Here is a 23,398-nt window from a genome sequence, read left to right as displayed (position 1 = left end):
TTTATTCCTCAGATGAAACCTTTTGAGAAATATAAACTGAAGTCAAGGTGACAAACACGAATGCTTGAACACTCCCGATAAATACTGAGAACCCTTGCCAAAGAAATTCAATTGGGAAGGAGTAGACGTAACTGAACCAGCTACCACTCCCGGTTGCTAAAGTCGCAACCTTACTCAATAACATTTCACCAGCAAAGATATTCCCGAACAACCGGAGTCCTAAGGTTAGGAAGTCGGTAAACTGTTCGAAAATGTTGATCGGCAAGAATACAAGGAACGGTGAAGTGTACTCTTTAAGATAACCCTTCATACCCTTCTTTTGTACTCCAGCAGCATGCGCTATTGCCACTGTCATAAATGACAACGTCAACGTCACAATCGGATCTGCGGTTGGACTTTTAACGTACGTATACTGGCCGACTTGGACGTGTAAGAACAACCCAAGTTGGTTAGCGACGAAGATGAATAGGAACAGCGTGAACGCGTACAAACCGAAATGTCCCGCGTCATTACCCTTGATCGAACCCTTGACAATGCCATTCGTGAACTCGATGAGCCACTCCAGCACATTTTGGCCACCCTTAGGCTTAAGCGTTATATGTCGCGACAATAAGAAAACAAATAAGAAGACTATTAGACACGTCAACAGAATTGAAATGTCATTCGCAATATTAAACGTTAACCCTAGAAAGTGAACCGTAGGAACTGCCTCATCCACTGAATTTCACCTCTTTCCTTTAATTTCAGGTGCACGATAACCTTAACCTGTAACGAACACAACGTCAATTTTATCGGAATCTGAAATGGTAGACTAGGGTCACCCCTAATCAAAATACAATGGTAATAATACCACCACCGTCGAAAAATTTCAAAACAATTTCACGTTTTCTTCACGACGTAAAAATCCCACGATATCAAGCTTTCAATCAACTTTCACACCGTAGGATTTTCATAAAGTCATTCTGATTTTCAATTCTTACAAGCGTTGGTTGCGCTTACTCTTCATTAACCGCCGTCTTTGGTAAGATTAAGTTCATCAAAATTCCTAACACCGTTGCGACCGCCAAACCACTGAATTGGAAAGAATTAATTTGTAAATAGGCATTTCCAATCCCAATAACTAAAACTGCGGATGCGATCATTAAATTCCGTTTTTTATTGAAATCAATTTTATTATCAATCAGAATTCGCATCCCGCTGGAAGCAATCACCCCAAATAAGAGGAAGCTGACCCCACCAATTACTGGTGACGGAATACTTTCAATCAAAGCGGATAATTTACCAACGAAACTAAAGACGATGGCGAAGAACGCTGCGCCGCCTAAAACGTAGATACTATGTACCCGCGTAATCGCTAAAACACCGATATTTTCACCATAAGACGTTACTGGCGGGCCACCAAAGAAGGCCGCCACAATTGAAGCCGTCCCATCACCGGCTAAGGTATGATTTAAACCGGGATCCTTGAAGAAGTTCCGCTTAGTCAATTTATTTAATACCATGATGTGGCCCATATGTTCGGACATCGTCACAAAGGCAATCGGTGCCATACTCAATATGGCGCCCCAATACATGCCTGGATGGTACGTTACAAATGGAATTTGAAATTTCGGTAACGAGAACCAGGGTGCGTCCATGACCGGCTGAAAGTTCACGATACCAGCAGCCACAGCAATCAAGTACCCACACACGATTCCTAATAAAATAGGAACCAGGCTCATGAACCCGCGCAGGTACATGTTAAAGACAATCGTCAAAAGCATTGTCAGCATGGCAACGATGAAGTATCGCAGGCTATACGCGCTACCATTCATCGTCGCATCCTTAGCAGCCGTACCCGCTAAGGACAACCCAATCACCATAACAATTGGGCCAACAACAATTGGTGGTAAAGCCTTATCGATCCACCCTGAACCAACTAAAGTCACTAGCAGGCTCACTAACAAGTAAACACACCCAACGGCAATGGTCCCCTGTGCAATGGCCGGGTATCCTGCCGTCTTCATCAATGATTGCATCACCACAATAAATGAAAAACTAGACCCCATGTATGCCGGAATTTTATGTCGGGTAATTAAAATATACATTAAGGTCCCAACCCCGGAACTGAATAACGCAATCCCTGGATCCAGGCCCACCAAGATTGGCACTAACACGGTCGAACCAAACATAGAGAACAAGTGTTGAATCGACAATCCTAACCAACTACCAAATTTCGGTCGGTCATGAATATCTAAGACAACATCATCATTGTGAAACGCTGGCTTCTTTGTCATAACGCACCCCTTTTTACAAAAATTGCCATGAAAAAACAGCCCACCACTCAAAGTGGCCGGGCTGTCAGAAAATTCACGCAAATCCAGTAAGGGTTCACACATCCGTCATCCTTATCAGCCTCTCTGAGCTAATTTAAAGGAACTGTTCAATTGCAAATAATTTTACTCGTGAACGTTGTGCTTGTCAACTAACAAAAGCAAATCTCAATCATAACCATGACCTAATTCAATCAGATCAATTGACCTAGTATCAGCAACCAAATATATTTCACATTGTACACACGTGTAATATATTTGGTCGCTTTCCACCCGCTTTATTGATTACTTCCTTATATAATAGGAAATAATTATTGAATAGGCCACTCCGTCGAACAGAATTGGGTGCTATAAAGTATGGCCCCAACTATAATTCATTTTGAAACGTCACTTCAAGCTCGATAACCAGCGACTTTAAAATGCCCTACGAGATTGGCGTAAAAATCACCTACCAATCATCCCCACCCGACTACACTAAAACAGCTGTACCATTGTTATTATTGTCAGCTGATCTGAGGTTGCCACTGATGGCATCGGTCGTGATGGTGGCGTTGGAGCGGCGCTTTTTTGCCGTTCCTTACACCACGGACGGTCCAGAACAGTTGCGTCCTTTGCAACTGTTCTGGGCGAGGGGTTAGACCGCTCCCCAGGCTAACCCCGGTCCCACGACCGCATGTCATCAGTGGCAACCGGAATAACTGACAAGTGGCTGTTTTATTTAAAAGACAAAAAATAGCGCAGGACTATAAAGTCCGTACGCTATTTTAAAAGCTATTTACTTCGTACCAAACAAGCGGTCACCGGCATCGCCCAAACCTGGGACAATGTAGCCATCTTCATTCAGATGGTCATCTAATGCGGCCGTGTAGATATCAATATCTGGGTGAGCTTCTTGAAGGGCTTTAACCCCTTCTGGAGCAGCAACTAAACACATAAACTTGATATTGCTTGCGCCCCGCTTCTTCAACATGTCCATGGCCATGATGGCAGAACCACCAGTGGCTAACATTGGATCAACCACGAATAATTGGCGTTGTGAAATATCACTTGGCAATTTAACGAAGTATTCAACTGGCTTTAAAGTCTTTTCGTCGCGATACATCCCGACGTGACCAACTTTAGCGGCGGGAATCATGTTTAAGACCCCGTCAACCATACCTAAGCCTGCCCGTAAGATTGGCACGATAGCTACTTTCTTACCAGCTAGTGTCTTCTGGGTCGTCTTGCAAATTGGCGTTTCAATTTCAATATCTTCCAAAGGCATGTCCCGTGAGACTTCGTATGCCATCAAAGTTGAAATTTCATTGACCATTTCACGGAAAACCTTTGTTCCACATTGCTTTTCCCGAATAATCGTTAACTTATGTTGAATGAGCGGATGATTCAAAACCTCAAACTTACCCATGTTGCTACGCACGCTCCTTAGTGATTTCTTTCTATTGTAGCTAATTTAGAGAGAAAAAACCAGACCCCAATATAAATTCCTTAATCAACATCGATTGGGTGTTTCGATGTTAACGCCATTGCTTGCTGTTTGACATCGTCCAAGTTGGCTTGATCTTGAGGCGCTTTTAAAGCTTGTAAAATCAATTTGGCGACTTGGGCCGCTTCAGGCGCGTCAAAACCACGCGTTGTGATAGCGGGTGTCCCTAGACGAATCCCGGACGTCTTGAAGGCGCCTAACGTTTCGTTTGGAATGGCTTCCTTGTTAACGGTAATGTACACCGTATCCAGTAAGTCTTGGACTTGGCGACCATTTAAACCGGACTTCGTAATGTCCAAAGTCATCAAATGGTTATCCGTTCCACCAGAGATAACCCGAACGAGGTCGGATTGATTGAAGACTTCCGCCATTGCTTGAGCGTTATCAATAATTTGTTGGGCGTAGGCTTTAAATTCTGGTTGTAAGTCTTCACCTAAAGCAATCGCCTTACCAGCAATCACGTGGTCTAATGGACCACCTTGGTTGCCTGGGAAGACCGCGGAGTTGATCTTCTTGCCATATTTTTCTTTGGCAAGGATCATCCCACCACGTGGGCCGCGTAACGTTTTATGCGTTGTTGTCGTTACCACGTCGGCGTAAGGGACTGGACTTGGATGTAACCCCGCCGCAACTAACCCAGCAATGTGGGCCATGTCGACCATCAATAGGGCGCCGACTTCATCCGCAATTTCACGGAACTTCGCAAAATCAATGATGCGGCTGTAGGCTGAGGCCCCGGCCACGATCAATTTAGGCTTAAATGCCTTAGCTTGTTCTAAAATTGCATCGTAATTTAATTCTTCAGTTTCAGGATCCAACCCATAATCATTAAAATCATAAAGTTTTCCTGAGAAGTTGACACTGGAACCGTGGGTCAAATGACCACCCGCATCCAGCGACATCCCCATGACCCGGTCACCTGGTTGGATCAAGGCCATGTAAGCAGCGGCGTTTGCCTGTGAACCAGAATGTGGTTGCACGTTGGCATATTCGGCGCCAAATAATTTCTTTGCTCGTTCAATGGCCAACGTTTCAACTTGGTCAATGAACTCGTTGCCACCGTAAAAACGGTGACCAGGATAACCTTCAGAGTACTTGTTAGTGAGGACACTACCCTGAGCAGCCCGTACGCCTTTTGAGACGATGTTTTCGGAAGCAATCAACTCAATATTATGTTGTTGACGCGCCTGTTCCTTACTAATAGCAGACCATACTTCTGGATCTTGTTCTTGGTAATTCATGAATAATTCTCCTCCATTTCGCAAGTGACAACTTTCGGGTTTTCCCGACTTTCAATCATTATACACTAAAATGGGTTTGACCGGCAGATTTATTTAACCGGTTCATATAGGCAGCTCCTAAACCGTTATTATCAAAGGATTGACAGAGAATATCCTTAATATTAGTTTCGGTATCGAAATGTCTCAGCCCCGCAAACAGTTCCTGAGTTGCCGATTGAATTCCCGTTCCTAACGAAAATTGTTCGCAATTAGCTGGCAAGACATTATTCGCTAAAACGCTGTCCGTTGCCATCACTCCCATTGGGACCTTTTGTTGGGCCGCCCACGTTAACGCGGCTGGCCAATCTTCCGTACGATCAACAATGTAAACCTGTGCATCGGGCGCGTAGTGCTTGTATTTCATCCCGGGTGCTTTTGGTACTTCCGTCGCCCCAACGTGATGTTGTTCAGTCTGAACGGGCATCCCAATCACTTCTTCAATCGCGCTGGCCGTTACGGCACCGGGCCGTAAAATGGCCGGCATATCCGTTGAAAGGTCGAGGACGGTCGATTCAACGCCGACTTTGGTTGCGCCGTCGTCCAAAATACCAGCAATCTTACCGTCTAAGTCATGCAAAACGTGCTGTGCGGTGGTGGGACTAGGCTTACCCGACGTATTGGCAGATGGCCCAACGATTGGCGTATGGGCTTGCTTGATTAACGCCAACGTCGCAGCGTTATCCGGATTCCGGAATGCCGCCGTATTCAAGCCGCCCGTCACTTCAGGCGCTAAGGCCCCCGGCTTCAGCTTAAAAATCATCGTCAGTGGACCGGGCCAAAATGCCTTGACCAATTTCTTGGCTGCCTCTGGTAACGGTTGGGCAAAACGCTCCACCGTTTCAAGATCGGCCACGTGGACAATCAGTGGATTATCGCTGGGACGCCCCTTTGCGACGTAAACTTGCTTGACCGCGGCCACGTTAGTCGCGTCGGCACCTAAACCATAGACGGTCTCGGTTGGAAATGCGACTAATTGCCCTTCATTAATTAACTGAGCAGCCGCACCGACTTCACTCGGCTTAAATATTTTTGTTTTCATTATTATTAGCTTCCTCACTTATGATTGATAACCCGTAACATCCGGTCATGGCCCGCCATGTCTTGACGAATCGTGACCGTTGCTTTTGGCATTGCTTGTTGGAATAATTGTTGAATTGCCGCACCTTGATGGTAGCCAAATTCTAAGTACAGCCGACCATTATCTGTTAAGTGCGTCGCAACCGTCGCCGCTAACTGTTCATAAAGCGCTAGTCCCTGGTGATCAGCAAACAACGCTTGTTGGGGTTCGTAGTTCAACACACTGGCATCCATGACCGCTTCTTCGGCATGTGCAATGTAAGGTGGATTGCTGACGATGACGTCAAACGCTGTTGATGGCACCGCTTGTAACAAGTTGCTTTCATAAAACGACACTTTCAATCCTAAACGTGCCGCATTCGCCTCAGCAACGGCCAACGCCGCCGATGAAATGTCACTCGCACTCACTTGCCAAGTGGCTTGTTCGTGCTTCAACGCTAACGCAATGGCACCGGAACCCGTCCCAACATCTAATAAGTTAAGCGTCCGTGCATCCGCGTAATCGGTCAAAATCCAATCGACCAGCTCTTCCGTCTCCACCCGTGGAATTAAAACTGCGGGATTAACCGTTAGTTCTAAGCCGTAAAACGGTGCCCAACCCAGCACGTATTGTGCGGGCTCGCCCGCTACGACCCGGTCAACGGCGGCCTGGTAAGTTTGATAAACGTCACTAGGCATTGTGTCACGGTACCGAATCAACAATTGGGTCTGATTTAAATGCGTTAACCCGAGCATTAAAAACCGCGCACTGTCCGTTGGTAAGTCCGCCGTTTTTAGACAAAAAGAAGCCCATTTCTGGGCTTCAAAGTAAGTTGGGGCAGAATTAGTCATTGGCTAATCGCTCCATCTTCTTGGCTTGATCTGCTAAGACCAACGCGTCGATGACTTCATCCAATTCACCGTTCATTACCCGGTCTAATTTATTTAACGTTAAACCAATCCGGTGATCCGTAACCCGGTTTTGTGGGTAGTTATACGTCCGAATTCGTTCGGAACGATCCCCACTACCGACGGCTGATTTCCGTTCGGCGTCGTATTGGTTTTGTTCCCGCGACTGGTAGTAGTCGTAGACCCGTGCGCGTAAGATTTCCATCGCCTTCGCCCGGTTTTGTTGTTGTGACCGTTGATCTTGCATTGAAACAACGATCCCCGTAGGCAAGTGGGTCATCCGAACGGCAGAAGACGTTTTGTTAATATGCTGACCACCGGCACCGGAAGAACGGAACACGTCGGTCCGGATATCCTTTTGTTCCAACTTAATATCAACGTCTTTAGCTTCAGGCATGACCCCAACCGTTGCAGTTGACGTGTGGACCCGGCCAGCTGATTCGGTAACGGGCACCCGTTGAACCCGGTGCGCGCCACTCTCATACTTCAGCTTTGAGTAAACTTTCTTACCAGAAATAATCAGCACGATTTCCTTAAACCCACCGACTTCCGTTTCGTTACGGTCGGCGACTTCAACGTTCCAGCCTTGGCGTTCTGCGTATTTTGAATACATGTTGAAGAGGTCCGCCGCAAACAAACTGGCTTCATCCCCACCGGCAGCACCGTGGATTTCCATAATAATGTTCTTATCATCATTCGGGTCCTGTGGCAACATTAATAAGGTAATTTCATGTTCCAACTGTTCTTTTTCGGCGTTCAAGTTCTTCAAGTCTTCTTTGACCATTGAACTCATCTCGTCGTCTAATTTTTCCCGTAATAATTCGTTGTTTTCTTCGATCTGGCTTTGAACTTCCTTGTAATGGTTATACTTTTCAACCGTTTCGCGGATGTTCCCCATTTCTTTCGACAACTTCATAAAACGTTGCGAATCTGCAATCACTTCAGGATCACTTAACAGTTCACCCAGTTCTTCATAACGGTCCGCAACCGCCTGTAATTTATCAAAAAACTTATCCATACTTAGTTAATTCCTCACTTTGTTAATTTCGGCGGGTAAAAGTAGTGTCGTCGACAAACCGGGTAGTACGCCTCGTTGCCCCCGATTTGAACTTGTTCGCCCTCGTAGACGGGTTTGCCATCATGAAAACGTAAATTCATAATGGCTTTTTTGCGACAGAACCAGCAGATGGTCTTCATTTCTTCAATCTTATCCGCATACAATAGTAGGTACTTACTGCCTTCAAACAGTTCATTGCGAAAATCATTTTTTAACCCAAACGTCATCACTGGGATATGCAAATCGTCAACGATGTGGGCCAGCTCTAAAACGTGGTGTTTTTTCAAGAACTGCGCCTCATCAATTAAGATGCAGGCCGCATCAAGGTTCGTCTTCTTGACCACGTCCAACACGTTGGTATCATCAAAAACCGGAATTGCTTCACGCTTTAAGCCAATCCGACTTGCCACGTAGCCAACCCCATCGCGGTTATCTAAGCCGCTTGTCATAATAATGACCGACTTATTTTGCTCCTCATAGTTGTGGGCCACTTTCAAAATTTCAATGGTCTTCCCACTATTCATCGCACCATATCGAAAGAATAACTGTGCCAAGCGACTCATTCCCCTTTTTTACACATTTCTAATCAATTATAGCGGATTTTCCCGCGAATTTCAGCACTGAGCTGTGAAAAGCTATTAACGAATTCATAAGTTGGACTTAAACGGCGGGAGTATCGCTTTTCTTTTAGGAGCGTTCAGTATAAAATACTTGAGAGTAGGACGTTTGTCCGAGCTTTGGTTTTCACTGCGCACCGATTTTTACTAGGCGCAAATTAATATATAGGGGTACGGATAACTTATGTCAATTAATAGTACATTAGCCACTTGGACCGGCAAATCCGCGTATTGGTTTTTACACACCTTTCGTGGCGGCGGAAGTTCCTTGCCTGGTAAGCTGGCGTTAAAACTCGATCCAGCCATTTTAAAACATCTCGCGAAAAACTATGACGTCATCGTCATTACTGGGACCAATGGTAAAACACTTACGACCGCACTGACGGTCAAAGTTTTACGCGAACAGTACCCTGACATTTTGACCAACCCTAGTGGCTCCAATATGAAACAAGGCATCGTGACGACCTTTTTAACGGCCCCTAAAGCGCATCAAAAACCGCTAGCCGTTTTAGAAGTCGACGAAGCTAACGTCATCATGGTCACGAAGTACATCACGCCCAAAGCGTTTGTCTTCACCAACATTTTCCGTGATCAAATGGACCGCTACGGCGAAATTTATACCACTTACAAAAAAATCTTAGATGGGGTCGCGCTGGCACCCGAAGCGACGATCATTGCTAACGGCGACCTGCCCCTCTTCCACTCAAAGAAATTGCCGAACCCCATTTTATACTACGGATTCGATTATCAAGCTGACCACGACCAACAGGCACCGGCTAATACGGACGGCCTGTTATGTCCTAACTGTCAACACATTTTGCGCTACCATAGCCGCACTTATAGCAATATGGGGAAGTATTACTGTCCACACTGTGGTTTTGAACGCCCACAGCTGACTTGGAAGCTCAACGCCTTAACTACGATGACACCGACGAGTTCTGATTTTGAAATCAACGGTCAACCAATGCACTTAAATATCGGTGGCCAATATAATATTTATAACGCGTTAGCGGCTTTTGCGGTTGGCCGTTTCATGGACGTTCCCGCTAAAAAGATCGCCCACGCACTCAGCGAAAATGACGAACAAGTCTTTGGTCGCCAAGAAATTTTCCACGTTGGGGACAAGGACGTCACGCTAGTCTTGGTCAAAAATCCGGTTGGTTTAAACCAAGTGATTCAAATGATCAGTACCGACGACCGGCCTTTCTCCTTTGCGGCGTTGTTGAATGCCAACTACGCTGATGGAATTGACACTAGTTGGATCTGGGACGGCGACTTTGAGAAGTTGTTACAAATGGACATCCCCGCTTTCATTAGTGGTGGTGAGCGTTACCGCGACATCACGTTCCGTTTGAAGGTTGCCGGGGTCACAACCGATGACTTAACGGTTATCCCCGACTTAACGGAAATGACCGCTGCCATTCAAAAATTACCAACTAAACAGGTCTACGTCGTCGCAACGTACACGGCGATGCTCCAATTACGGAAACAACTAGCCAGTCAAGGCATTATTGATGGGGGGATGGCTTAATGACTTACACACTACACGCCGCCCATTTATACGGCGACTTAATGAATACCTACGGCGACATTGGCAATATCTTAGCCATGCGCTACTACGCTAAAGCAGTCGACGCCACCATTGACGTTGACTTGGTCAGCTTGGACGACACCTTTGATGCCGACCAGTACGACTTCGTTTTATTCGGCGGCGGTCAAGACTACGAACAGACCATCGTCTCTAAAGACCTTCAGACTAAAAAGGCCGCACTAACGGACTACATCGAAAACGGTGGGCCCTTCTTGGCCATCTGTGGTGGGTTTCAAATGTTAGGCCACTACTACATCGGGGCTCAGGGTGAAAAAATCCCCGGTATCGGTGCACTGGACCACTACACGCTAAGCCAAGACAATAACCGGTTCATCGGTAACATCACGATCAAAAACGCCGAGACCGACCAAACCTACTACGGCTTTGAAAACCACAACGGGATGACCTTCCTCGGTGAAGGTGAACGTCCACTCGGTAAAGTTTTGCAAGGTAACGGGAATAACGGCAAGGACGCAACCGAAGGCGTTATTTATAAAAACACCTTTGGGTCATACTTCCACGGCCCAATCCTCGCCCGCAACGAAGCGCTCGCTAAGCGGATTCTTAAATTGTCCTTACAACGGAAGTACCCGGATGCCGATTTCAGCGCTCTTGATCAATTAAACGAAGACCTGACCAAAAACGTCGTGGTCAAGCCTTAATCGTTATTTAACAGCTAAACGTTTGCCCCACTCCCCAGCCCAATCCGATAACCCGGTTATGTCTAGGAAGTGGGACAAACGTTTTTTAGTTACAGCCTCAATGTAAGCCCTACCATTAGTTAACCCCTCAAAGTTATAAAAAATATTTATAGACTTTAAAGAAGTAATCCTACAATAACCTGATAGTATCAGTTAATTAGGCAAAAAAAGATTGATCCGCTAAACTGCGCGTATCAATCTTTTTTATCATATCAGGGGTTTAACTAATTACGCTTTTTCACCAGGTTCAGAAGCAATAATTTGTAAGTCACCCTTTAACGTCCATTGTTTAACATCAAACGGTAAAATGAAGTGCACACCCTTAGCAAGTGGATAATCCTTGCCATCAACACTGATGCTCCCCTTGCCAGCTAATACGGAGACCAAGGTGTATGGGGCTTTACCACGATTGAAGGTCGCTTGACCATCAGTCAAACGCCATTGCCAAACACCAAAGAATGGTGACTGGACGTACTTCGTGACGGTCGCATCCCCAACCTTCGTCGTCGTAATATCTAGGTCAGGATCATGGTGCGGCACGTTCGTCGTATCAATTGACTGTTGCAAGTGCAATTCACGCTTTTGACCAGTCGTCTTGTCAACCCGGTCCCAATCGTAAAGCCGGTAAGTGGTGTCAGAACTCTGTTGCGTTTCAAGCACCATGATGCCCTTCCCGACCGCGTGAATGGTCCCAGATGGCACGTAGAGGAAGTCACCCGGTTTAACGGGTACCCGCCGTAAAAGCTTATCCCATTCGCCGTTATTGATCCATTCGGCAAGTTGTTCACGGGTCTTGGCGTGGTGACCATAAATCATCGTCGCCCCTGGTTCAGCCGCAATCACGTACCAGCATTCAGTTTTGCCGAGTTCGTGCTCATGTTCAGCGGCGTAAGCATCGTCGGGATGGACTTGCACGGATAAGTCTTCACTGGCATCCAAAATCTTAGTTAACAGTGGGAACACGTCGCCCTTGGCATTGCCAAAAACATCGCGGTGTTCGGCCCAGACCCGGTCCAAAGTCATCCCTGCGTACGGTCCGTTTTCAACGGTTGCGGGACCATGGGGATGCGCTGAGATTGCCCAGCATTCACCAGTATGGTCACTTGGAATATCGTAACCAAAGTCAGTATGTAACTTCGTACCGCCCCAAATTTTTTCGTGAAAAACGGGCTCTAAGAAATAAGGTTCGCTCATAAATTCGACACACTCCATTGTTTGATTTGTTAGTTAAATTCTATCATAAATGAAAGCGGTTGTGAAATGATGACTATTCTTTTATTAAAAATTGTCTATTCTTTTATTCGCCATTAGCAACGTCTGCTAGCCAAGCCGCAATTAGGTGCCGCCGTGCCGGTAAGAAACTACTGTTGCGCACCGTTGGATGAACCCGATTGGACAGAAAAATCAAACCAATCTGGCGTTGGCGATCTAACATCAATAACGTTCCGGTATAGCCGGTGTGAAAAATAATCGGTGGCTGTTGTGCGTCCGAATGCCATAAGTTCCAACCAAAGCTGCGCCGCAAGTGGTGGTTCGGCGTCCAATCACGATAAAGTTGTTGAATCGTCGGCTGATCAAGCACGCTCGGCACATCCAACTGACCTAACATGAGCCGGGAAAAACGCGTCAAGTCGGCGACACTGGCAAACAAGCCAGCCGAACCGCAGTGTTCTTGAAGCACCTGCCCCTTTGGATCGTGCACGATGCCCCGCAAAAGCCCCGTCGTTTGTGAGTAAACCGTTGGGACGGCCTGCGCTGGGTCCGGTGTAAACGTGGCATCCGGTAACCCTAATGGCTCTAATACACGGTGAGTCACGGCATCCTGAACCGCTTCCCCCGTTAATTTTTCAATAATCAGGCCCATTAAAATTAGCCCCAGGTCCGTATAGACCACCCGGTGATTTAAGTTTGCCGCGCTGACGGGCAATGCTTGAATCGCCGCTAGTAGGTCGCTTGCGGGCAATGCATTACGATTCGAAATATAGCCACTGAGCCCACTCGTATGCGTCATTAAATTTAAGACGGTCACCGCTGGCGCTTGAAAAGCTGGTAAATAATCGTGTACCGGCCGATTGATGTCCAAAGCGCCACTTTTCATCAACTGTAAGGCGACCGTCGTCGTTCCGACCACCTTAGTGACCGATGCCAGATCATACAACGCGTGGGGCCACAAAGCTTCTCGTTGCGGTTCAATGGCCGCCACGCCGACCTGCCGCTGGACAAGGTCGGTTCCACTAATCAGGCCATAACTGGCCCCCGGAATAACGCCTTGATCAACCATTGCTTGAATGACTTGCTGTGTTCTTTCAAATTCCATCTATTGCATTCTCTCTTCTAAAATAATTACTTTCAGTATGCGTCAACTTTCTGGCAATCACTAGTCGTTTTAACAAAACTTAGTGATTCTGTTCGTGGAGCAGCCGGGGTAATACGGCCGCCCAATACGCGATAAATCCGATTACGGCGACACTACCAGCAACGTGAATCCCAATAAATTGTAATTGCCACAAGATCATCGCAACGACGATCACAGTGGCGCTCCCCCACTCAACGTACTTGCCATAACGATATAAAAAAGCCATGGTATCACCTCTATTAACTTATATTTTAACGAACAGCTGGCTATCCAGTCAAAATAAAACGACGATCAATACCGCTAAGCAGTACTAATCGTCGCTAAATCACTTATTTTAATCTAAATCTACCTTTTGTACCCAGCCTTCAGGGGCTTCACGGTCCCCAAATTGAATCCCCGTTAATTCGTCATATAACTTCTTCGTGACGGGGCCAACTTCCGTTTCACTATAGAAGACGTGAAGGTTACCGTTATGTTCCAACCCACCGATTGGTGAAATAACGGCGGCCGTCCCACAAGCACCGGCTTCTGCAAAACGGTCTAAATCGTCGATGTAGACGTCGCCTTGTTCGGTCTTCATCCCAAATTTATGTTCTGCTAAGTAGAGCAATGAGTACTTAGTGACGGAAGGCAAGATTGATGGTGACTTTGGTGTCACAAACGTGCCATCTTTAGTAATCCCAAAGAAGTTCGCTGAACCTACTTCTTCAATCTTCTTGTGGTCCACTGGATCCAAGTAAACACAATCCGAGTAACCATGTTGATGTGCTTCTTGTCCTGGGAATAAGCTAGCCGCGTAGTTCCCACCGACTTTATAAGCACCGGTCCCTTTATGTGCAGCCCGGTCGTAGTTTGACGTCGTGAAGTTAGTTGGCGTCATGCCGCCCTTGAAGTAACTCCCAACGGGCATTGCAAAGACTGTGAAAATGTATTCTTGGGCAGGATGGACACCGATGTTGCCACCGACCCCAATCATTAAAGGCCGTAAATACAAGGTTGCGCCCGTCCCATATGGTGGAACGTAGTCTTGGTTCGCCTTAACAACTTGCTTGACCGCGTCAACGAACATGTCGGTTGGGACTTGTGGCATTAACAAGCGTTCACAGCTGGTCTGCATCCGCGCTGCGTTCCGGTCTGGCCGGAATAATTGAACACTACCGTCCTTAGTCCGATAAGCTTTTAAGCCTTCAAAATCTTGTTGACCATAGTGCAAAGCTGTCGAACCTTCACTAATATGTAAAGTTGCATCACCAGTAAGTTCTTTCTTATACCACTCGCCATCTTTATAATACGCACGATAACGATATGGAAGATTGCGGTATTCAAACCCTAAGTTATTCCAGTCCAATTGTACATCTGCCATGTAATTCAACTTCCTTTATATGTAATTTACTCAAATTAATTAATTTGAATTTAATTAAAAGATTAATAGTTTATGAGAACTTTGTCAAGCTGTTTCAGAAAACATTTTCCATCAAATGAATTAATCTTTGTTATAATGGACTTAAATTTAACAAAGGACTGGTTCGTCGTGGCAAGTAATTCTGATTCAATCTATAATGTCATGTTCTATATCGCTCATCACCCGGCAGAAATCACCTTCACGACACCGGGCTACACCAACGTGGTGCGCATGAGCATTCCCGACCAGATTAAAGTCGCCAACCCGGAAATCTACTTTCCCAATAACAAACTGCTCGTCAACCGTTTTCAGGACGACTTTGTGGCCAAAAATGGTAACTTACTCGACTTTTTCTTCGATTACACCGAAAAAAAAGTCCCCAACTATCACGAAGTCTGGGTCTCTACTGCCCATCTGTCTGACAAACATATCTATTTTTTGGAATTGTCATTTGAATAAATTCATCGGAGCTTACGGCAAACGTCGTGGCTCTTTTTTTAGTTTCGAAATCCAGTGACACATTTATTAATTTTCAAAGCAGCTACTGCTATAGCACACTCAAGCCGGCGTAATCACCTATTTAGCGAAGGCTGGCAGAATTGGTGTGCCGTGGTATCCAGATTGGTCGGCGCTTTCTAGCCGACTAATCTGGATGGGCAATTCAAAGACGCGGTCTATCGGCTTTGAATTGAGGCGCCAGACCGCCCTGTGGCTGGGGCCGTCCCTCATGGCACACCGGTTCTGCCAGCCGAAGCGACTAATACATAAAAAAACGGACGACCCATTGGCATTACTGCCTTGGTCGTCCGTTTGAGATTAGATTACTTATTCATAAAAATGTAAAGGTCAGCGGCTGAGACACCAATCGTAAAGCGAACCCCTTTTGATGTAATGGGATCGATCGTGGTCGTACTGCTGTTATTACTCTTGGTTTCTTTTTGGAACTTCTTCATCACGGTCTTAGCATCGGCACCAGTCGTGGTGCTCAACAGCGCAAAAGCCGTCCCGAAATTCTTTTGGCGGGTCTTATTTTTGAACGCCTTAGTTGGGACAATCATTGCTGCACCTAAAACGTCACCCTTTTGAACATTAAGACGAACCGTGTAGTCCTTAGTCTTAAGCACATTGGTTAGGCCGTCACTTGGTGTCTTCGTTGGCAGTAAGTCATCTTTGACCTTGGCCTTCGCAGTCTTCATGGCTGCGGCAACTTGCTTCTGGCTGGTTTGTAAGCTAGCCGCCTCAGTCTTCAACTTTGCACCAGCGACTTGTTGGGCTTGTAACGTTTGGGCACCCGTCGCAGCGGCAGCACCACCAGCTTTAAGTTGGGCTTGCGCCTTTTTAACTTTAGCTTGGATCGCCGTCTGTTGCTTCTTCAAGGCCGCACCCTGCGTCTGTAACTTTTTAGCAGCGGCTTGGTCGGACTTGCTGAGCTTGGACCCAATCAAAGCATTGTTGTAAGTCGTTGCCATCTTTTGATAGCCAACGAGCTTCTTACTGCCTTGAACGTGAACCGTCTTTGAGCGGCTACCAGATTTGATCTTGACCGTCTGGCGGGTCGTCTTCGTTGGAACTTGAATCACAAACGTATGGTTACGAACGCGCGCGTGTTTTGTCTTGGCACCGTCAATTTGGTAACTGACCCGACTTGTCTTCGCATTACCCTTAACGGCAGCGACTAACCCGTTTTGTTTGTAAGTGGTTTTAGTGGTTGATAAAGTGGACTGCCCACAGCCTGCTAATACTAAACTAAGCAGACCTGCGCCGGCAACCACCATTACTGTTTTCCGAAACAAATGACACCCCTCCTTTAATCAATATCGATATTTCCAGTAAACTGACTGTTATATAAGTCAGCATAGAACCCGTTTTGAGCCATTAACTCTTCGTGAGTCCCCGTTTCAACAACGGAACCGTGGTTCATTACGATAATATTATCGGCACCTTGAATCGTTGATAACCGGTGCGCAACCACGAAACTAGTCCGGTCTTTCAATAACCGTTCCATGGCGTGTTGAATGTGCACTTCAGTCCGAGTATCCACTGAACTCGTCGCTTCATCCAAAATCAGGATTTCTGGATCGGCAACAAAGGCTCTGGCAATGGTCAAAAGTTGACGTTGCCCTTGTGAAATATTAGAAGCTTCTTCGTTTAAGACGGTATCGTAGCCATCTGGCAACTTCCGTACAAAGCTGTCCACGTGGGCCGCTTTGGCCGCAGCCATAATTTCGTCCTTACTTGCATCTTCACGTCCGTACTTCAAGTTGTCATAGATTGTCCCGGTAAATAGCCAGGTATCTTGCAACACCATTGCGAAGTGCGACCGTAAGTCTTCCCGCTTCAAATCACGGGTATCAGTCCCATTCAAACGAATCGAACCGCCCTTGATATCGTAGAAACGTTCTAGCAAGTTGATAATGGTCGTCTTACCGGCACCAGTAGGCCCGACAATGGCGACCTGTTGCCCACGTTTAACGTCTAAGTTGTAGTCCTTCATCAGCAAGGCGTCGTCGGTATAACCAAATTGAACGTGTTCCAAACTGATCAGGTTATCCGTATCCGTCTTAGCTGGTAAGTTGGAGTGGGTTTGTTTCATTTCTTCTTCGTCTAAGACTTCGAAGACCCGTTCCGCAGACGCAACCGTCGACTGAATCGTGTTCATTAAGTTCGCCATTTGCGAGATTGGTTGTGAGAACTGTTGAGTATATTGTAAGAATGCTTGGATATTCCCTAAAGAAACGTGCCCGTTAGCAACGTCAATCCCACCAATAATGGCGACAAACACGTAACCGATGTTATTCAAAAACATCATTAACGGCATGATAATCCCAGAAATAAACTGGGCTTTCCATGCAGATTGATAGTAATTATTGTTTTGTTCTTCGAAGTCATCAATGGTGTCTTGTTCCTTATTGAAACTCTTGATAACGACGTGCCCAGCATAATTTTCTTCAACCTGGTTGTTCAATAACCCCAGGGACTTTTGCTGCGTCCCGAAGAACTTTTGTGATTTTGGTGCAATCACACCAACAACGACCAGGCTCAATGGAATCGTAACTAAGGCAATCAGCGTCAACTTCCAGCTGATCGTCAGCATCATCCAAATCGTCCCAACGAATGTCACAACACTCGTTACGGCTTGCGTTAAGTTTTGTTGCAAGGTGTTCGCAATGTTATCCATATCGTTGACGGCCCGACTCATAATATCCCCGTTAGAATGGGTATCATAGTACGAAATCGGCACATTTTGCATCTTGCCCTTAAACGAGCGCCGTAATTTATAAACGGTGCGTTGGGAAATTCGCGTCATGATATATTGTTGGATAAAGTTAAACAGTGCGGATGCAACGTACATCAGCAAAACAATCAGAATGATCTGCCCAATCTTTTCAAAGTTGATGGGATAACCATTTTGACTAATTCCGGCCTTTTGTTGTGCGACACCCTTCATGATGCCCTTATAAATTTCAGTCGTCGCTTTCCCTAAAATCTTAGGGGTTTGGATTTGGAAAATAACCGAAGTGATGGCAAAAATCATTACGATGGCCAGACCAACCCAACGGTCCGACATGTAGCGCATCAAGCGCATCGCTGTCTTCCAAAAACTCTTAGGCTTCTCAACGACCCCTTGCGAGCCAGGTCCGTGCCGTGGCCCACTAGGACGTGGTGCATCGGCTGAATTTGATTTCTTTTCGCTCATTAAAGTTGATCCTCCTCTCGTAATTGTGACTTCATAATTTCTTGATAAACTTCATTATTCGCTTTTAGTTCAGCGTGGGTCCCTTTACCAACTAACTTCCCGTTATCTAAAACAAGAATCAAGTCGGCATCGGCCACAGTGGCAATCCGTTGGGCCACAATGACCACAACGCTTTGCTGAATCAATTTGTCTTGGCGTAATTCTGCCCGTAATTCAGCGTCGGTCTTGAAGTCCAAAGCTGAAAACGAGTCGTCAAAAACGTACGCGGAAGCATGTTTAACCAATGCTCTGGCAATGGCTAACCGTTGCCGTTGTCCACCAGAGAAGTTACCCCCACCCTGTTCAACGTGGGCATCCAGTCCGCCTTCTTCTTTAACGAAGTCGGTTGACCGGGCAATTTCTAAGGCGTGCCAAATTTCATCATCGGTTGCCTTTTCATTCCCAAACCGCATGTTATCCCGGATCGTCCCGGTAAATAGTGTCGCCGTTTGTGGAACAAAAGAAACCGCCTTGTGTAAGTCAGTCAGGTTTAGGTTGCGGACGTCCACGTCATCTAATTTAACGGCACCATTTTCAACGTCGTAGAACCGTGGAATCAAGTTAACTAAGGTCGTCTTACCGGAACCAGTCCCACCAATGATGGCAACCGTTTGCCCGGAATGAGCCTTAAAGTCAATGTCCGATAAAGCCAACTGTTCAGCACTTTGATAACGGTAATCAACGTGATCAAATGCTAAGCTGTGAGTGGTCGTTGCTGGCAATGCTTCTGGCTTGTCTGGGTTCGTAATCTTGGTCTTAATGTCTAAGACTTCTTGAATCCGTGAAGCTGAGGCTGCGGCCCGTGGAATGAAGGCAAAGACCATGGCAAGCAACATGAAACTCATCAAGACTTGCATGGCGTAAGTCATAAATGCGATCATGTTCCCAACTTGCATCGTTTGGCTACCAATCAATTGACCACCAAACCAAACAATCGCCACGTTCGTTCCACTCATGATCAAGGTCATGACGGGGTAAGCTAAGGCAACAATTGTGTTAACTTTAATGGCATTAGCCGTGTAATCTTGGTTGGCGTCTTCAAAACGGTTTTGTTCAAATTTGTCTTGTCGGAATGCCCGGATAACCCGAACACCGGTCAAACCTTCACGAAAGACCAAGTTAATGCGGTCGGTCTTCGTTTGCATTGCCCGGAACAATGGAATGGCGCCCCACATAATCAAACCGATAAAAATTAATAATACCGGAATTGAGACCACGAAAATCCAGGTCAATTCATGACTCTTCGTGTATGCCAGGAAACTTGCCCCGACTAACATGATTGGTGCCATGATCATCATCCGTAACGCCATCATTGCGACGTTTTGAATCTGAACAACATCGTTAGTCGTCCGGGTAATTAATGAAGAAGTTTCGACTTTATCAAATTCATCATTTGAAAAGTTGATGACCTTCTTATAAATATCCGAACGTAAATTTTTCCCTAATTGTTGGGATGACCGCGCTGCGAGAAACACGTTCCCGAAAGCGGCAACTACGGATAACAGTGAAAAACCGATCATTTCAAACCCGATTTTCCAAATGTAATCAATGTCACCAGTGGCGACCCCGTTATTCACAATGTTCGACGTCAAACTAGGCAAATTCAAGTTAGCAATCACTTGGACGATCATGAATAAGATTGCCCCAATGACTGCGCCATATGAAATACGCCCCTTCGCTATTTTAAGCATCTACACGCTCCCCTTCATTCATTATCAAAATAATAATGCAGTATTCTAATCTAACGAAAAATTACTTCCTTGTCAACTATCCTGACAAGACTCACGGAAACTATTGCAACTCACTCCGGCAATTTTGACATCTAAAATGTTTTAATTTTTTATAAAGCCTTTAATAGTTAGTTAACAATGTTCTTTACTTAATTTCAAGCAAAGTAAAACGCAGCCGCTTCATTTGCGAAACGACTGCGCTTAATTATTAGGAAGTTTTAATTTTGATGAAGCCTTTTTAGCTACCGGCTAAGTTGGTACGAATATTGTTAGGAACGGTCGTTTCGTTGACTGCCTCCCACGTATTGACATTCTGCCCCTTAGTTTCAATTTTCAGATAATGTTGCTGCTTCAAGCGGTGATCCGCATTAAACGTCAGTGTTCGGGTCTGGCCCGTAGCATCGACCGTCTTCATCTTATAGGTGAAAATATCTTCATTCATCTCACCCTTCGTATGGCTGACAGCCTGATTCGTCAGGCCGTATACCGTCGTCACTTTCACCATGGGATTGACGTTATCCAATGCCATCGCAAGCTCATCGCCCCGATTTTTAGTTAGATGGCTCGAGAACAGTAATCCGCCCACCCCTACTACAATAATGGTTACCAATCCGAGTAAAAACTTTTTCATACTTATCGCCCCCTGCGAGTATTTTGTATTACAAATTTTATATTATCCAACTGATAGCCAGTCGTCTAGACCACCCAAGTAATTTTTAAGTAACTTAGCAAAGCCCTAAGTAATGCTAGCCTTTCTTAAGATATGCGGCCTAACTATATATTAAAAAAATGCTATTTTTACAAAATAATTACTGCGTCCCATTACTAAATCTATTAAGATAGGAACAAGGTACAATCAGGGGGGATTATCATGTCATCAAAAAAATGGGGACGACCTTGGCTACTCACACTACTCGGGTTATTACTACTAGGGGGCTGTAGTGCCGGTTCTACGGCCAGTAAGTCTGCACATCATTCCAGTGCGCAGGCGGCGACTAAAAGCCCGCAGACGAGCACTCAGCGTCAAAAACGGCATTACGCTAATTGGCACCACGTTAAAGAAGTTAAGCTACCAATTTTAATGTATCACAGCATTTCCAGTGGCAACGCGCTGCGAGTACCAACTAAGGAGTTCCGCACGCAAATGGCCTATCTAAAGCGCCATCACTATCAAACCTTAACGGCGGATGAGGCGGTCTACGCACTTAAACACAAAGCGTTGCCTCAAGGAAAAGTTGTCTGGATTACTTTAGATGACAGTTATAAGGATAATATGACGCAAGCTTGGCCAATTCTAAAGAAGAATCATCAACACGCGACCATCAATTTCATTACTGGCTTCACGGGTAAGAAGAATCACTTGAATTTGGCTGAAGCGCAAAAGATGAAGGCGTCGGGCAACATCGACTTTGAAAGTCACACGGTCCGCCATTTGGACCTCAACGACTTAACCTACCAAGTTCAGCTAACGGAACTAACCAGTTCTAAAAAATGGTTGGATCAACACTTAAAACAAAAAACGCAGGTCATCTGTTACCCCGCCGGACGAGCAGACGGGGCCACCATCAAAGCGGACAAGGCTGCGGGTTATACCTACGCCCTGTCAACGGCTGGAGGTATCGCGACGAGCCGCCAGAGTCCGTATAATCTAACGCGTCAGCGGGTCACCCCGGGAATGAGCATGGGCACCTTTGCCGCACTACTAAAATAACATTGCTATCAAAATAACCAGCCAATCGTCCGGTAAGCTTTACCGCGATTGGCTGGTTATTTTGTAATAGAATTTTAGAATCCATGAATGTTAACAACAAAAAAACGTTGATTTGCGGTCTAATCAACGTTTTACCGAGCAGTACTAATTGGGTATACTGGGCTCGAACCAGTAAATTACGGATTCAGAGTCCGCTGCCTTACCAATTTGGCGAATACCCAATAACAACTATTTAATAGTAACTTTTCGCGCAATTACTGTCAAGACTTCTTAGCCATCTTTATGCAATAAAAGTGGATTTTTTCTTATGGCTTGCATTTCCCGCCAACTTTCGACACACTGGGCTGTAGAGGTGGTTATCATGTCAACTGGTGAGCTGACCCGGATGTTCAACCACTTACGCCAACAACTGATCGTGTGGGCGGTGACTGCGGTTGGTCTAGCCGTGATGCGGACCTTTCTGCTCCCCACCCTACTGACATTTGTCTTCTGGTGTAGTGTGGCTTACTGTTTATTATTATTCATTGGTTTAGTTATTGTGACGATATTCCGTTTAAAACGTTAAAATCCGTTTGACAAGGCCCTGATGTTTCGGTAAGATAGTAACTGAATTTGTGCCCGCTGGTCAAATTGGTTAAGACGTCGCCCTCTCAAGGCGGAATTATGGGTTCGATCCCCATGCGGGTGATTTCATTAAAAATATCGGATAATAAAAAGCAAGCAGAACGTTGTTGTATCAGCGTTCTGCTTGCTTTTTTATTGTCGTTTTCTTCCAATTTGACCACAATGAACCCGTGAATTCATGCAAAACGTTTTACGGTTGGCTTTCAGGGTTTATAATAGAAGAGTAACGGAATACCCGTTAGTAATTATTCAGTGTTAAATTAACCGTTTTAGTGTCAATACAAAGGAGATAATGTTTTTGGTATACAAAGATGTTTTTGGGATCGATCATGACGATTGCCACATTGTCCAAACACGTCACGAATTCAACCGTATTTTTATCATTGAAAACTCAGTCGGGTCACGCTTCACTTGTATTAAGGACGGCGCCCCACTCGAAAAGAAAATGTCCGGTCACTGGAAGTACGCTAAAGCCAGTGATGCCCCCAAGAACTATGCTGTCCCTTATAAAGCCCAAAAGCGCTGATACTTGGCGAAAAGAGGATTCAGATGCGACTATACAAACCGTTAACTAAACCCGATGGTCGGGTCCAACACACCGGCGCACGTCACACCAATCCCTACTACGGTAAACGTGGGGCCGAATGGGTCAAAGACACCAACGCGTCTCTATATAATGCCCAACATGAACATTCACAATCACGGTACGACATCGAACGCCGCGTTAGCCGGATGACTCGCTACACTGTTTTTACAGTTCTGATCGTTCTTGCAATGATTATCGTCGGGTTTATTATCTATTCAATCGCACTTAGCTTATAACGCAAAAGATC

At 45.7% G+C, this 23,398-nt stretch carries 23 protein-coding genes and 2 tRNA genes; 8 read left to right on the top strand and 17 right to left on the bottom strand.

What is annotated here, in order from left to right:
* Position 1: 1 nt before the first annotated feature.
* From atpB to AAA939_RS11260, 8 genes are all read right to left on the bottom strand, one after another.
* Positions 2-718, bottom strand: a complete 717-nt coding sequence (atpB, locus tag AAA939_RS11295; RefSeq protein ID WP_057707739.1) for a F0F1 ATP synthase subunit A — start codon at positions 716-718, stop codon at positions 2-4.
* A 277-nt stretch (positions 719-995) separates the two neighbouring features.
* Positions 996-2,276: a uracil-xanthine permease family protein gene (locus tag AAA939_RS11290; protein ID WP_338208883.1), complete on the bottom strand. Its 1,281-nt coding sequence runs from the start codon at positions 2,274-2,276 to the stop codon at positions 996-998.
* 811 nt (positions 2,277-3,087) lie between these two features.
* Positions 3,088-3,717, bottom strand: coding sequence for a uracil phosphoribosyltransferase (upp, locus tag AAA939_RS11285; protein ID WP_057707741.1), 630 nt, complete (start codon positions 3,715-3,717; stop codon positions 3,088-3,090).
* 80 nt (positions 3,718-3,797) lie between these two features.
* Positions 3,798-5,036 carry a serine hydroxymethyltransferase gene (gene glyA, locus AAA939_RS11280; protein ID WP_338208877.1) on the bottom strand — a complete coding sequence of 413 codons (1,239 nt, stop codon included), beginning with the start codon at positions 5,034-5,036 and terminating at the stop codon, positions 3,798-3,800.
* A 58-nt stretch (positions 5,037-5,094) separates the two neighbouring features.
* Complete coding sequence (locus AAA939_RS11275; protein ID WP_338208875.1) at positions 5,095-6,114, bottom strand: L-threonylcarbamoyladenylate synthase; 1,020 nt, start codon at positions 6,112-6,114, stop codon at positions 5,095-5,097.
* Positions 6,115-6,128: 14 nt separating this feature from the next.
* Positions 6,129-6,983 (bottom strand): peptide chain release factor N(5)-glutamine methyltransferase, encoded by an 855-nt coding sequence (gene prmC, locus AAA939_RS11270; protein ID WP_338208873.1) that lies wholly within the window; start codon positions 6,981-6,983, stop codon positions 6,129-6,131.
* A complete protein-coding gene (gene prfA / locus AAA939_RS11265) occupies positions 6,976-8,058 on the bottom strand; it encodes a peptide chain release factor 1 (RefSeq protein ID WP_057707749.1) in 1,083 nt (360 codons plus the stop codon). Before prfA ends, prmC begins: the two co-directional genes overlap by 8 nt.
* Positions 8,059-8,072: 14 nt before the next feature.
* Positions 8,073-8,651, bottom strand: a complete 579-nt coding sequence (locus AAA939_RS11260; protein WP_338208928.1) for a thymidine kinase — start codon at positions 8,649-8,651, stop codon at positions 8,073-8,075.
* A gap of 247 nt (positions 8,652-8,898) precedes the next feature.
* Between AAA939_RS11260 and AAA939_RS11255 the strand changes: the two genes are divergently transcribed.
* On the top strand, positions 8,899-10,245 hold the full coding sequence (locus tag AAA939_RS11255) for a MurT ligase domain-containing protein (RefSeq protein WP_338208870.1): 1,347 nt from the start codon (positions 8,899-8,901) through the stop codon (positions 10,243-10,245).
* The gene (locus tag AAA939_RS11250; protein WP_338208868.1) at positions 10,245-10,967 is read left to right on the top strand and encodes a type 1 glutamine amidotransferase; all 723 of its coding nucleotides are present in this window, start codon (positions 10,245-10,247) and stop codon (positions 10,965-10,967) included. Before AAA939_RS11255 ends, AAA939_RS11250 begins: the two co-directional genes overlap by 1 nt.
* 267 nt (positions 10,968-11,234) lie before the next feature.
* Here AAA939_RS11250 and manA read toward each other — a convergent pair whose 3' ends face one another.
* The 4 genes from manA to AAA939_RS11230 form a co-directional block, all read right to left on the bottom strand.
* Entirely contained in the window at positions 11,235-12,200 is a 966-nt protein-coding gene (gene manA / locus AAA939_RS11245; protein ID WP_057707755.1) for a mannose-6-phosphate isomerase, class I, read from the bottom strand.
* A 103-nt stretch (positions 12,201-12,303) separates the two neighbouring features.
* Positions 12,304-13,323, bottom strand: coding sequence for a serine hydrolase domain-containing protein (locus AAA939_RS11240; RefSeq protein WP_338208866.1), 1,020 nt, complete (start codon positions 13,321-13,323; stop codon positions 12,304-12,306).
* A gap of 79 nt (positions 13,324-13,402) precedes the next feature.
* The gene (locus AAA939_RS11235) at positions 13,403-13,588 is read right to left on the bottom strand and encodes a hypothetical protein (RefSeq protein ID WP_338208864.1); all 186 of its coding nucleotides are present in this window, start codon (positions 13,586-13,588) and stop codon (positions 13,403-13,405) included.
* Positions 13,589-13,696: 108 nt separating this feature from the next.
* Positions 13,697-14,725 (bottom strand): branched-chain amino acid aminotransferase, encoded by a 1,029-nt coding sequence (locus AAA939_RS11230; RefSeq protein ID WP_338208862.1) that lies wholly within the window; start codon positions 14,723-14,725, stop codon positions 13,697-13,699.
* A gap of 135 nt (positions 14,726-14,860) precedes the next feature.
* Between AAA939_RS11230 and AAA939_RS11225 the strand changes: the two genes are divergently transcribed.
* Entirely contained in the window at positions 14,861-15,223 is a 363-nt protein-coding gene (locus AAA939_RS11225; protein WP_057707763.1) for a hypothetical protein, read from the top strand.
* A gap of 362 nt (positions 15,224-15,585) precedes the next feature.
* On the opposite strand, the gene AAA939_RS11220 is transcribed toward AAA939_RS11225, so the two are convergent.
* The 4 genes from AAA939_RS11220 to AAA939_RS11205 form a co-directional block, all read right to left on the bottom strand.
* Positions 15,586-16,557 (bottom strand): hypothetical protein, encoded by a 972-nt coding sequence (locus AAA939_RS11220; RefSeq protein WP_338208859.1) that lies wholly within the window; start codon positions 16,555-16,557, stop codon positions 15,586-15,588.
* 14 nt (positions 16,558-16,571) lie between these two features.
* Positions 16,572-18,461 (bottom strand): ABC transporter ATP-binding protein, encoded by a 1,890-nt coding sequence (locus AAA939_RS11215; RefSeq protein ID WP_338208857.1) that lies wholly within the window; start codon positions 18,459-18,461, stop codon positions 16,572-16,574.
* Positions 18,461-20,191: an ABC transporter ATP-binding protein gene (locus AAA939_RS11210; protein ID WP_338208855.1), complete on the bottom strand. Its 1,731-nt coding sequence runs from the start codon at positions 20,189-20,191 to the stop codon at positions 18,461-18,463. Before AAA939_RS11210 ends, AAA939_RS11215 begins: the two co-directional genes overlap by 1 nt.
* Positions 20,192-20,468: 277 nt before the next feature.
* Positions 20,469-20,861 (bottom strand): YxeA family protein, encoded by a 393-nt coding sequence (locus AAA939_RS11205; protein WP_338208853.1) that lies wholly within the window; start codon positions 20,859-20,861, stop codon positions 20,469-20,471.
* Positions 20,862-21,101: 240 nt separating this feature from the next.
* Between AAA939_RS11205 and AAA939_RS11200 the strand changes: the two genes are divergently transcribed.
* Positions 21,102-21,941, top strand: a complete 840-nt coding sequence (locus AAA939_RS11200) for a polysaccharide deacetylase family protein (protein ID WP_338208851.1) — start codon at positions 21,102-21,104, stop codon at positions 21,939-21,941.
* Positions 21,942-22,089: 148 nt separating this feature from the next.
* Here the strand turns inward: AAA939_RS11200 and AAA939_RS11195 are convergent.
* Positions 22,090-22,162 (bottom strand) — tRNA-Gln (locus AAA939_RS11195).
* Positions 22,163-22,302: 140 nt separating this feature from the next.
* Between AAA939_RS11195 and AAA939_RS11190 the strand changes: the two genes are divergently transcribed.
* The 4 genes from AAA939_RS11190 to AAA939_RS11175 all read left to right on the top strand — a co-directional run bounded on the left by AAA939_RS11190 (position 22,303) and on the right by AAA939_RS11175 (position 23,387).
* Positions 22,303-22,506: a hypothetical protein gene (locus AAA939_RS11190; protein WP_338208849.1), complete on the top strand. Its 204-nt coding sequence runs from the start codon at positions 22,303-22,305 to the stop codon at positions 22,504-22,506.
* A 50-nt stretch (positions 22,507-22,556) separates the two neighbouring features.
* Positions 22,557-22,629 (top strand) — tRNA-Glu (locus tag AAA939_RS11185).
* A gap of 228 nt (positions 22,630-22,857) precedes the next feature.
* Positions 22,858-23,091 carry a hypothetical protein gene (locus AAA939_RS11180; protein ID WP_057707805.1) on the top strand — a complete coding sequence of 78 codons (234 nt, stop codon included), beginning with the start codon at positions 22,858-22,860 and terminating at the stop codon, positions 23,089-23,091.
* A gap of 23 nt (positions 23,092-23,114) precedes the next feature.
* The gene (locus AAA939_RS11175; RefSeq protein ID WP_338208846.1) at positions 23,115-23,387 is read left to right on the top strand and encodes a hypothetical protein; all 273 of its coding nucleotides are present in this window, start codon (positions 23,115-23,117) and stop codon (positions 23,385-23,387) included.
* Positions 23,388-23,398 lie beyond the last annotated feature (11 nt).

Source organism: Lactiplantibacillus paraxiangfangensis (assembly GCF_036246185.1).
Classification (GTDB): domain Bacteria; phylum Bacillota; class Bacilli; order Lactobacillales; family Lactobacillaceae; genus Lactiplantibacillus; species Lactiplantibacillus paraxiangfangensis.
This window is presented reverse-complemented; position numbering and strand designations above follow the sequence as displayed.